The 10,723-nt window shown below is 65.9% G+C and carries 10 protein-coding genes; 4 read left to right on the top strand and 6 right to left on the bottom strand.

From position 1 onward, the window contains the following. Positions 1 to 1,490, top strand: a 1,490-nt coding sequence (locus tag AC3IFE_RS17125; RefSeq protein ID WP_489191262.1) for a penicillin-binding protein 1A, incomplete at its 5' end; no start/stop codon positions are given. An 81-nt stretch (positions 1,491 to 1,571) separates the two neighbouring features. On the opposite strand, the gene cyaY is transcribed toward AC3IFE_RS17125, so the two are convergent. Next, complete coding sequence (gene cyaY / locus AC3IFE_RS17130; protein ID WP_089466468.1) at positions 1,572 to 1,898, bottom strand: iron donor protein CyaY; 327 nt, start codon at positions 1,896 to 1,898, stop codon at positions 1,572 to 1,574. Positions 1,899 to 1,934: 36 nt separating this feature from the next. Here cyaY and lptM point away from each other — a divergent pair, with 36 nt between their 5' ends. Next, the gene (gene lptM, locus AC3IFE_RS17135; protein WP_489191264.1) at positions 1,935 to 2,213 is read left to right on the top strand and encodes an LPS translocon maturation chaperone LptM; all 279 of its coding nucleotides are present in this window, start codon (positions 1,935 to 1,937) and stop codon (positions 2,211 to 2,213) included. An 81-nt stretch (positions 2,214 to 2,294) separates the two neighbouring features. Here lptM and msrQ read toward each other — a convergent pair whose 3' ends face one another. The 5 genes from msrQ to AC3IFE_RS17160 form a co-directional block, all read right to left on the bottom strand. Continuing rightward, positions 2,295 to 2,972, bottom strand: a complete 678-nt coding sequence (gene msrQ, locus AC3IFE_RS17140; RefSeq protein ID WP_489191271.1) for a protein-methionine-sulfoxide reductase heme-binding subunit MsrQ — start codon at positions 2,970 to 2,972, stop codon at positions 2,295 to 2,297. 20 nt (positions 2,973 to 2,992) lie between these two features. Next, entirely contained in the window at positions 2,993 to 3,988 is a 996-nt protein-coding gene (msrP, locus tag AC3IFE_RS17145; RefSeq protein ID WP_489191266.1) for a protein-methionine-sulfoxide reductase catalytic subunit MsrP, read from the bottom strand. A gap of 159 nt (positions 3,989 to 4,147) precedes the next feature. Continuing rightward, positions 4,148 to 5,326 carry a c-type cytochrome biogenesis protein CcsB gene (ccsB, locus tag AC3IFE_RS17150; protein ID WP_489191267.1) on the bottom strand — a complete coding sequence of 393 codons (1,179 nt, stop codon included), beginning with the start codon at positions 5,324 to 5,326 and terminating at the stop codon, positions 4,148 to 4,150. A gap of 4 nt (positions 5,327 to 5,330) precedes the next feature. Continuing rightward, complete coding sequence (locus AC3IFE_RS17155; RefSeq protein WP_489191268.1) at positions 5,331 to 7,544, bottom strand: cytochrome c biogenesis protein ResB; 2,214 nt, start codon at positions 7,542 to 7,544, stop codon at positions 5,331 to 5,333. Positions 7,545 to 7,763: 219 nt separating this feature from the next. Continuing rightward, positions 7,764 to 8,417 carry a c-type cytochrome gene (locus tag AC3IFE_RS17160; RefSeq protein ID WP_489191273.1) on the bottom strand — a complete coding sequence of 218 codons (654 nt, stop codon included), beginning with the start codon at positions 8,415 to 8,417 and terminating at the stop codon, positions 7,764 to 7,766. A gap of 214 nt (positions 8,418 to 8,631) precedes the next feature. Here AC3IFE_RS17160 and yihA point away from each other — a divergent pair, with 214 nt between their 5' ends. After that, positions 8,632 to 9,291, top strand: coding sequence for a ribosome biogenesis GTP-binding protein YihA/YsxC (gene yihA / locus AC3IFE_RS17165; RefSeq protein WP_089466463.1), 660 nt, complete (start codon positions 8,632 to 8,634; stop codon positions 9,289 to 9,291). Positions 9,292 to 9,544: 253 nt separating this feature from the next. After that, positions 9,545 to 10,543 (top strand): porphobilinogen synthase, encoded by a 999-nt coding sequence (hemB, locus tag AC3IFE_RS17170; RefSeq protein WP_489191269.1) that lies wholly within the window; start codon positions 9,545 to 9,547, stop codon positions 10,541 to 10,543. Positions 10,544 to 10,723 lie beyond the last annotated feature (180 nt).

Below are 10,723 nucleotides of genomic sequence, written 5' to 3' on the forward strand. Positions count from 1 at the left end.
AAACCTACACGCGCGGCTTCAACGTGGTCACGACGATCGATTCCGCGGACCAGCAGGTCGCGTACACCGCGCTGCGCAAGGGCATCATGGATTACGAGCGCCGCCACGGCTATCGCGGGCCGGAAGGCTTCATCGAGCTGCCGGCCGGTGCCGACGATCGCGAACAGGCGATCGACGACGCGCTGCTCGAGCACCCCGACAACGGCGAGCTGATCGCCGCGGTCGTGACGGCCGCGAGCCCGCGCCAGATCACGGTGGCGTTCATCGACGGCAGCACCGCGACGATCGAGGGCGATAACCTGCGCTTCGCGTCGAGCGCGCTGTCGGCCAACGCGCAGCCGAATCGCCGCATCCGCCCGGGCGCGATCGTCCGTGTGGTGAGGAACGACGCCGGCAAGTGGTCGATGACGCAGTTGCCGCAGGTCGAAGGCGCGTTCCTGTCGATCGTCCCGCAGGACGGCGCGATCCGCTCGCTCGTCGGCGGCTTCGACTACAACAAGAATAAGTTCAACCACGTCACGCAGGCGTGGCGACAACCGGGTTCGTCGTTCAAGCCGTTCATCTACTCGGCGTCGCTCGACAAGGGCCTCGGGCCGGCCACCGTGATCAACGACGGCCCGCTGTATTTCAGCGCCGCGGAAACGGGCGGCCAGCCGTGGGAGCCGAAGAACTACGGCGGCGGCTTCGAGGGCCCGATGTCGATGCGCACCGCGCTGCAGCGCTCGCGCAACCTCGTGTCGATCCGGATCCTGAACCACATCGGCACGAAATACGCGCAGCAATACATCACGCGCTTCGGTTTCGACGCCGAACGTCACCCGGCCTATCTGCCGATGGCGCTCGGCGCCGGCCAGGTCACGCCGCTGCAGATGGCCGGCGCGTACTCGGTCTTCGCGAACGGCGGCTACCGCGTCAATCCGTATCTGATCGCCGAAGTCACCGATCCGAACGGCGCGATCGTCGCGCGCGCGCAGCCGCTCGTCGCCGAACAGAACGCGCCGCGCGCGATCGACGCACGCAACGCCTACGTGATGAACAGCCTGCTGCAGAGCGTCGCGCAGCGCGGCACGGGCGCGCGGACCAACGTGCTGAAGCGCACCGACCTCGCGGGCAAGACCGGCACGACGAACGACTCGCACGACGCGTGGTTCGCCGGCTACCAGCACACGCTCGCCGCGATCGCGTGGATCGGCTACGACAATCCGCGCAGCCTCGGCGATCGCGAAACCGGCGGCGGCCTGTCGCTGCCGGTGTGGATCGACTACATGGGTGCGGCGCTGAAGGGCGTGCCGGAGTTCAAGCCGACGGTGCCGGACGGCGTCGAATCGCTCGGCGGCGAACTGTATTTCACCGAGTTCACGCCGGGGCACGGCTTCGTGTCGACGGTCGGCGTGCCGCAGGCGCCAGCCGCGCAGAACGTCGACGAGGCCGTGCCGCATGTCGACGAGCAGGAAAAGCAGGACATCATGAACCTGTTCCAGGGCCACTGACCCGCGGCCCGACCATGAAAAAAGCGCCCCGCGGGGCGCTTCCTCTTTGGGCACGACGTTCGGGGCCGATGCCCCGGCGCGTCACGCGCCGAACGTGATCGGCAGGCCGGCCTGCTGGGTCGCGTATTCGGTGAGCGCGGAGAAGAACTCGGTGCCCGTGCGCGTATCGCGCCACGCGCCGTCGACGAACCGGTAGTGGAATCCGCCGGCCTTCGCCGCGATCCATACTTCCTTCATCGGCGGCTGCAGGTTGACGATGATCTTCGAGCCGTTCTCGAACGTCAGCGTCAGCACGCTGCCGTTGCGCTCCAGATCGATGTCGTGATCGCCGTCGTTCGCGACGTCCACGGTACGCTCGACGGCCGCCAGCACGGCCTCGGCACGGGCCAGGTATTCAATATCGGACATGCTAAACTCTATCGGTTAAATTGTTCAGGGACGATCATGCGAGTCGTTTTCCGGATGAGCGCGATTGTAGCGGCTTTGACGATTCTTGCCGGCTGCGGTCAAAGCGGCGCGCTCTATCTGCCCACCGTGCCTCCGATGCCCAAGCCGATCCAGCAGCAGAACACGCCGCCGTCGGACGTGAAACCGACCGACGAAAACGCGTCGTCCGACGAGTCGCCCGACACGTCCGGCTCGCCGCTCACGCTGTCGCCCGAGCTGTCGAGCAGCGCGTCGACCATGCCCGCCCCCGCATCGGGCCCGGCCGCCACGAAGTAACGGCGCGATGCCGCCCACGCGGCGCTCGCAACGAGGCGATGACTTCCCGGTCATCGCCTTTTGTTTTTCCGGGCCGCCGCGTCACGCACGCACGCGCCGCCATCCCCACGCCACCAGCCGCCAGCCGAGCAGCGCGGCGACGATCGCCGCGTAAAGCTTCGGCTGCGCGAGATCGTGCTTGCCGGCCCGCATCCACCAGAAGTGCAGCACGCCGAACAGCGCGATCGCGTAGATCGCGCGGTGCAGCGTCGCCCAGTGGCGCCCCAGCCGGCGCACCATCGCGCGCGGCGACGTCGCGGCGAGCGGAATCAGCAGCACGAACGCCGCGAAGCCGACCGTGATGAACGGGCGCTTGCCGACGTCCTTCAGGATCGCGACCACGTCGAACCACTTGTCGAACCACAGGTAGGTCGTGAAATGCAGCGTCGCGTAAAAGAACGCGAACAGCCCGATCATCCGGCGAAAGCGCAGCAGCGGCGCGAAGCCCGTCATGCGCCTGAGCGGCGTGACGGCCAGCGTGACGCACAACAGGACGAGCGTCCACAAGCCCGTCGAGCGCGTGATGAACTCGATCGGGTTCGCGCCCAGCCGGTCGGTCAGCCCGAACAGCACGAGGCGCGCGAGCGGATAGAGGCCGGCCGCGAACACCAGTACCTTGGCCGGTGCGAGCCAGCGCGGCGCGGCGGGACGGACGGCACCACCCCGCTCGGTGCGGGCGGCCGGCTCGGCCCGCGCGGGCGTGAGCGTCGAAGGCGGCATGTCGTTTCTCACCGTCATGCTCAAAAATTCTTCTTCAGGTCCATGCCCTGATACATCGATGCGACCAGATCGCCGTAGCCGTTGAACATCAGCGTCTTGCGCTTCGGCGTGAAGAAGCCGTCCTCGCCGATGCGCCGCTCGGTCGCCTGGCTCCAGCGCGGATGATCGACGTTCGGGTTCACGTTCGAATAAAAGCCGTACTCGTTCGCGGCGTACGTGTTCCAGCTCGTCTTCGGCTGCTTGTCGACGAAGCGGATCTTCACGAGCGACTTCGCGCTCTTGAAGCCGTACTTCCACGGTACGACGATCCGCACCGGCGCGCCGTTCTGGTTCGGCAGCACGTGCCCGTAGACGCCCATCGTCAGCAGCGTCAGCGGGTTCATCGCCTCGTCCATGCGCAACCCTTCCGAATACGGCCAGTCGAGCACGGGCGTCGACAGGCCCGGCATCTGCGACGGATCGGCCAGCGTGATGAACTGCACGTATTTCGCATTGCCGGTCGGCTGCACGCGCTTGATCAGCTCGGACAGCGGCACGCCGATCCACGGGATCACCATCGACCAGCCCTCGACGCAGCGCAGCCGGTACACACGCTCCTCGAGCGGGGCGAGCTTCAGCAACTCGTCGAGATCGAACACCTTCGGGTGCTGCACCTCGCCCTCGACACTCACCCGCCAGGGGCGCGGCCGCAGCGTGCCGGCGTTCTGCGCCGGGTCGCTCTTGTCGGTGCCGAATTCGTAGAAGTTGTTGTAGGTCGTGATGTCCTTGAACGGCGTCACCTTGTCGATGGCGACGAACTTCGGGTTCGTTTTTGCCGCGAGCTTCGCCGCCCGCGGGTCGGGCGACGCATACGCGGCGAGCGCCGCGCCGCTGCTGCCGAACAGGCCGCCCGCGGCCGCGAGGCCGGCCGCCTGCAATACGCGCCGCCGGTTCTCGAATACCGCGCGCGGGGTGATCTCGCTCGGCGCGATATCCGCGCCGGTCAGTACGTTACGCAAAGGGCGTTTGATCCACATCGTGCAGTTCCTCCCGCATACGCGGCGCGCATGCTTCATCAGCGTTCGACCCGGCCCGTCACGCGCCGTTCGACACCCGGTTCGCCCGCCCGTTACAAAAGAAAACCGCCGGGCACGCAGTGCACCGGCGGTTCGATAGTCGGACGAGCGGCGAAAATCTTACAGTTTGCCGTAGCTGTGCAGCCCGGACAGGAACATGTTGACGCCGAGGAACGCGAACGTCGTGACCAGCAGGCCGGTGAGCGCCCACCATGCGGCCACCGCGCCGCGCAGGCCCTTCATCAGCCGCATGTGCAGCCACGCCGCGTAGTTCAGCCACACGATCAGCGCCCAGGTTTCCTTCGGGTCCCAGCTCCAGTAGCCGCCCCACGCTTCGGCCGCCCACAGCGCGCCGAGGATCGTCGCGATCGTGAAGAACGCGAAACCGACCGCGATCGACTTGTACATCACGTCGTCGAGCACTTCGAGCGTCGGCAGGCGATCCGCGAGGATCCCGCGCTCCTTCATCAGGTACGCGATCGACACCATCGCCGACAGCGCGAAGCTGCCGTAGCCGATGAAGTTCGCCGGCACGTGGATCTTCATCCACCAGCTTTGCAGTGCCGGCACGAGCGGCTGGATCTGCTGCGCGTCGCGCGCGACCGAGTACCACATCAGGAAACCCACCGCCGCGCTGATGACCAGCAGCACGAACGCGCCGAGCGAACGCGTGCCGTAGTGGCCTTCGTAATACAGATAAAGCAGCGCGGTGATCAGGCTGAACAGGACGAACACTTCATAGAGGTTCGATACGGGGATATGCCCGACGTCCGCCCCGATCAGGTAGGACTCGTACCAGCGCACCATCAACCCCGTGAAGCCCATCAGCACGGCGACCCACGTGAGCTTTTGGCCGATCGCCGCGCCCGTTTCCGAGCGCGCGAGCAGGCCGATCCAGTAGAAGATCGTCGCGAGCACGAACAGCGCGCTCATCCACAGGATCGCCGACTGGCTCGACAGGAAGTACTTGAGGAAGAACGCCGAATCGGCGCGGGCGAGATCGCCCTGGTAGATCTGGATCGACAGCAGCGACAGCACGGCGATCGACGCCATCATCAGCCGCGCGGGCTTCCAGCGCCAGCCGAGCGCGACGAGCGCCGGCACGGTGCCGATCATCACCGCCTTGTCGTAGTAATCCATGTGCGCGTTGTAGTGCACGAGCGCATAGCCCGCGCCCGCCACCAGCGCCAGGGCGAACAGCCAGTCGAACAGCGACAGGCGTGCGAGGAACGGACGGTCGTCGAACAGCGGCGACGGAGCCGACGCCGGACGGGAAGAGGAAACTTGCGTGAGATCCATGATGTTACCGGGTGGAATTCTCGGAATCGGAACCGCCGCCGGCAGGCGGACGGGCCGTCAAAGCCGCACCGGCGGGCGCGGCATCGCGAGGTGCGGCGTGCAAGGCAGCGCCGGCCGCGTCGCGCGTCTGCACGAATTCTTTCTCGAAATCGAAGGTCTTGCGGGCCGTGGACATTGCCATCACCACCTCGACGCCCGAACCGGCGTCCTTCAGCCAGAACCAGAGTCGCCGCTCGCGCACGTAGAACATCGAGAAGATGCCGGCGACCAGCAGCAGGCTGCCAAGATACACCAGATTCTTGCCGGGTGCGCGCGTCAGCTGAAATACCGAAGCTTGCACCTGCTTGAAGGAGTCAAGCTGCAAATAGACCGGCGATCCATACAAAAAGCTGTCGGATAGCGCATTGATCGCGTTCTGCACGAAGCGGATCGTGTCGGTGCCCTGCTGCGCGGCCGGCTCGCCCGCACGCTCGCGCGCGATCTGCCAGACCTCCCACATCGAGCCCTCGAGCATCCGCAGCAGCAGGCTCGCGGCCTTCTCCTGCTCGCCCTTCGGCACCGAGCGGTCGATGAACGTCGCGACCGCCTGGAAGCCGCCGACCGGCTGGCCGTCCGCACCGCGGCCGACGCTGTCGTCGCTCGCCGCAAACAGGGTCAGCACCTTCGACGCGCTGTCCTGCAGGCGCCCGCGCAGCGACGCGTCGCCCGGCAGCGAGCGCTGCGCGAAGCGCGCGGCGGCTTCGGTGCGCACGGCCGGATCCTCGAGCGCGGCGCGCAGGCGCATCCATTCGCCGATCGAATCCTGGCTGTCGGCCGGAATCCGCATGTAGCGGAACGGATCGTTCGGGCTCGCGCGCACGCCGGCGAGGAACACGCGCTCGCCGTTCATGTCGACGGGCAGCATGTAGTTGTTGAATTCGCGCGCCTGGCCGTCCTTGCCGCGAATCTTGTACTGCACCGACGGCCCGATGTTGTGGAGCTGCGTCGGCTTCGACGTCTTCGCGCCCGAGCCGAGCCGCTCGTCGAATACTTCCTTCAGCGAGCTGGTGGTCGCGACGCCGCGCACGTCCGGCTTGCCGTTCGCGTCGGCCATGTTCTCGACGTTGATCGCGCGGAAATCGGAGAATTCGATCGTGTCGCCGTCGGCGCCGGGGACCTGCAGCGGCGCCGAGCTGCCGATCGTACCCTTCACCGGGACGGTGGTCGCGTGGCTGCCCGTCATCGGATAGGCCGTCATCTGCATCTGCGAGCCGCCGTCCTGGAAGCTCGACTGGTAGATCGACACGCCCTTGTAGGTGAACGGCTTGTTGACCTCCACCCGCGCCGGGATCTTCCGGCCGGTCTCGCGATCGATCACGACGATGTCGCTCGCGAACAGCTTCGGCATGCCCGTCGTGTAGTAATCGACGATGAACTTGTTCAACTGGATCGAGAACGGCAGATCCTGGATCAGCGAGCCGCTCGGCTGGTTCAGGATCGCGGTCGACACGAACTGGCCCTCCGGCACCCACGCATAGCCGCGGAACGTCGGGTTCGACGCGGACAGGCGATGGTCGGGCGAAATCTCGCTGATCGTCGCGCTCGTGTTGACCGGGCTCTTGCCGAACATCCACATCTGGAATTTGATCGGCAGGTTGCTGTCGAGCAGGCCGCCGATGCAGATCACGACGATCGCGAGGTGCGCGGAGATATAGCCCCACTTGGTCATCGCGCCGCGCTTCGCGGAGATCAGCGTCGCGCCGCCGGTTTCACGCACGACGTGCTTGTAGCCGGCCTTCGTGACGAACGTGGCGAGCGTCGCCGCGACGCTCGCGCGCGTGCCGGACGCCGTGTATTCGGCCTTGTGGTGGAATGCGCGCAGGCTGCCTTCGCGGACCTTGTCCTTCCAGCTCTTCGCATCGGCGATCATCTTCGGCGCGTTGCGGATCACGCACAGCGAGATCGACACGACGAGGAAAATCAGGATCAGCATGAACCACCACGCGCTGTACACGTTGTACAGGCCGAGCGAGCGGAAGATGTCCGCCCAGAACGGCCCGAACTGGTTCACGTAGTTCGGATACGGATCGTCCTGGGTCAGGACCGTGCCGATGATGCTCGCGATCGACAGCACCACCAGCAGCGCGATCGCGAAACGCATCGAGCTCAGCAGCTCGACCGCACGTTTCGACGCACCCTGACCCGACTTCGACTGCAACCCCGACGTGGTAACGCTCATTCAAACTCCGACTAAGGGGAAACAGCCCCCACGCTCACTATGTTCGCTCGGGGAGCGCCGCTCCCCATCGCCTGCAAGCCGCGCCATCGCGGCTCGGCCCGGCGAGTGCCGACAAAAAAGAAGGGCGAGGCAACCGCGACGGCGCGGCGCCCCACCCTTTTCTTGTTCTGACTCCGGCCGCCCTTCGGGCGCCCGGTCATGCCGTTCGCGGCTGACCGCTCAACGCAGGCCCGCGATGTAATCCGCGACGGCCTTGATCTCGGTATCCGACAGCCGCGACGCGATCTGATGCATCGCCTCGTTGTTGTTGCGCGCGCCGGCACCCTGCTGGAACGCGGTCAACTGCGCGACCGTGTAATCGGCCCATTGCCCCGACAGACGCGGGTACTGGACCGGGATCCCCTGGCCCGTCGGCCCGTGGCAGCTCGCGCAGGCGGGTACGCCCTTTTCCGCGATGCCGCCGCGATAGATCTTCTGGCCGACCGGCACGGTCGCCGCATTGCGGGCGGTGCCGAGCTTCGTCGTCTGCGACCCGTAGTACGCGGCGACGTTGCGCATGTCGTCCGCGCTCAACGCGCTCGCGAATCCGACCATCACCGCGTTGTTACGCAGCGGCCCCTTCGCGCCCGGCTGCGTCTTGAAGTCGTTCAACTGCTTGACCAGATATTCGGGATGCTGGCCGGCGAGCTTCGGGAAACTGCCCGACGCGCTATTGCCGTCGGCGCCGTGACACGACGCGCACACCTGCCCGGCAATCGCCTTGCCGCGGTCGAGATCCGGCTTGGCCGCATCTGCCGCGTTTGCCTCCGCTACGAAACCTACGAACCCTGCTGCAACCTGAAGCACCATCAGAGACTTGCACAGTCGATTCATTCGCACACCCTGTTTCGTCTTGTGGGAATTTGAGGTTCTGCAAAAAACGACGGCGTTCAGTCTACCGCAGAAGCCACATAAAAGCGCGAGGCAGGCGCCCGGTGGCCATCGGCAAAACCGCCGTATTGTACAATATCGTGCTGAAAGCTCCCGCGCCTATCGGGGCTACCCCGCCTCCACCAAGCGGCTCGCGCCGCCCGTCCTTCCGGTTCCCATGGCCTTTCTGCTCCATCAAGCCCGCTTCTACACGACCGTCAACCATCTGCGCGACCTGCCGCCGACGGTCCAGCCGGAAATCGCGTTCGCGGGCCGCTCGAATGCCGGCAAGTCGACGGCGATCAACGTGCTGTGCAACCAGAAGCGGCTGGCCTTCGCGTCGAAGACGCCCGGCCGCACGCAGCACATCAACTACTTCTCCGTCGGCCCGGCCGCCGAACCGGTCGCGAACCTCGTCGACCTGCCCGGCTACGGTTATGCGGAAGTGCCCGGCGCCGCGAAGGCGCACTGGGAAATGCTGCTGTCGTCCTATCTCGCGACGCGCTCGCAGCTTTGCGGCCTGATCCTGATGATGGATTCGCGGCGTCCGCTGACCGATCTCGATCGCCGCATGATCGAGTGGTTCGCGCCGACCGGCAAGCCGATCCACACGCTGCTGACGAAGTGCGACAAATTGACGCGCCAGGAAAGCATCAACGCGTTGCGCAACACGCAGAAGGGGCTCGACGCGTATCGCGACCAGGGCGTGAAGGGCAAGCTGACGGTCCAGCTGTTCTCGGCGCTGAAGCGCACTGGGCTCGACGACGCTCATGAACTGATCGAGAGCTGGCTGCGGCCGTCCGTCGCCGACGAAAAAAGCGAGCCTGTAGCACAATGAGCGGGCAACGCGCGGCCGGGATCGGCCGTGCGCAACTGACGGCGCCTACGGATTCGGCCGGCTCATAAAAAAACCCGCCGTTGAACGGCGGGTCAAACAGCCTAATCGAAAAACGACAGGCACCCGCTCAGGGAGGAGAAGCGGGGAGCTGCACGCAACGCGCGCCGCTCGATCGCTATCATATACCAACGATCTCGAAAATGACCTAAGGGTTCCGTAAGGTCCTTCTTGCCCTGATTTCTGCCAAATCGCCATGAGCTTCCATCCGCTTCATCGTCCGCGCCGGATGCGCCGCGACGACTTCTCCCGCCGCCTGATGCGCGAAAACCGCCTGACCACCGACGACCTGATCTATCCGGTGTTCGTCGTCGAAGGCACCAACCAACGCCAGCCCATCCCGTCGATGCCCGGCGTCGAGCGCGTGTCGGTCGATCTGCTGATGCACGTCGCCGAGCAGTGCGTCGAACTCGGCGTGCCCGTGCTGTCGCTGTTCCCGGCCATCGAGCCGTCGTTGAAGACGCCTGACGGCCGCGAGGCAGCCAATCCGGAAGGCCTGATCCCGCGCGCGGTGCGCGAGCTGAAGAAGCACTTCCCCGAACTGGGCGTGCTGACCGACGTCGCGCTCGATCCGTACACGAGCCACGGCCAGGACGGCGTGCTCGACGAAAACGCCTACGTGATCAACGACGACACGATCGAGATCCTGGTCGACCAGGCGCGTGCGCAGGCGGAAGCCGGCGTCGACATCGTCGCGCCGTCGGACATGATGGACGGCCGCATCGGCGCGATCCGCGAAATGCTGGAAAGCGACGGCCATATCCATACGCGGATCATGGCCTATTCGGCGAAGTTCGCGTCGGCGTTCTACGGCCCGTTCCGCGATGCGGTCGGTTCGGCGTCCAACCTGGGCAAGGGCAACAAGATGACCTACCAGATGGATCCGGCGAACAGCGACGAAGCGCTGCGCGAAGTGCGCCTCGACATCGACGAAGGCGCCGACATGGTGATGGTCAAGCCCGGCATGCCGTATCTCGACATCGTGCGCCGCGTGAAGGACGAGTTCCGCTTCCCGACCTACGTGTACCAGGTGAGCGGCGAATACGCGATGCTGAAGGCGGCCGCGATGAACAGCTGGCTCGACCACGACAAGGTGGTGCTCGAATCGCTGCTCGCGTTCAAGCGCGCGGGTGCCGACGGTGTGCTCACGTACTTCGCGCTCGATGCCGCGCGTCTGCTGAAAGCGCAGCGCTGATCGCGCGCCGGCAGGCACAGCAAAAACGGCGGGACACCTCGGTGTTCTCCGTTTTTTGTTTACCGTCGAGAGAGACCGTCGGCCGGCCCCGGATCTTCCGCTCGCCGGCGCGCCGCAGCCGGCCATCGTCATACCGTCGGAACGGCCGCCCGATCGAGGCTGCGCAGGAACGTGTCGGCC

This window comes from Burkholderia sp. APQ4-4ca, assembly GCF_057837105.1.

Bases quoted from the DNA above. Each gene is read 5' to 3' on its own strand.
- cyaY (WP_089466468.1), bottom strand. From the start codon at position 1,898: ATGTCCGATATTGAATACCTGGCCCGTGCCGAGGCCGTGCTGGCGGCC.
- lptM (WP_489191264.1), top strand. From the start codon at position 1,935: ATGCGAGTCGTTTTCCGGATGAGCGCGATTGTAGCGGCTTTGACGATT.
- msrQ (WP_489191271.1), bottom strand. From the start codon at position 2,972: ATGCCGCCTTCGACGCTCACGCCCGCGCGGGCCGAGCCGGCCGCCCGC.
- msrP (WP_489191266.1), bottom strand. From the start codon at position 3,988: ATGTGGATCAAACGCCCTTTGCGTAACGTACTGACCGGCGCGGATATC.
- ccsB (WP_489191267.1), bottom strand. From the start codon at position 5,326: ATGGATCTCACGCAAGTTTCCTCTTCCCGTCCGGCGTCGGCTCCGTCG.
- AC3IFE_RS17155 (WP_489191268.1), bottom strand. From the start codon at position 7,544: ATGAGCGTTACCACGTCGGGGTTGCAGTCGAAGTCGGGTCAGGGTGCG.
- AC3IFE_RS17160 (WP_489191273.1), bottom strand. From the start codon at position 8,417: ATGAATCGACTGTGCAAGTCTCTGATGGTGCTTCAGGTTGCAGCAGGG.
- yihA (WP_089466463.1), top strand. From the start codon at position 8,632: ATGGCCTTTCTGCTCCATCAAGCCCGCTTCTACACGACCGTCAACCAT.
- hemB (WP_489191269.1), top strand. From the start codon at position 9,545: ATGAGCTTCCATCCGCTTCATCGTCCGCGCCGGATGCGCCGCGACGAC.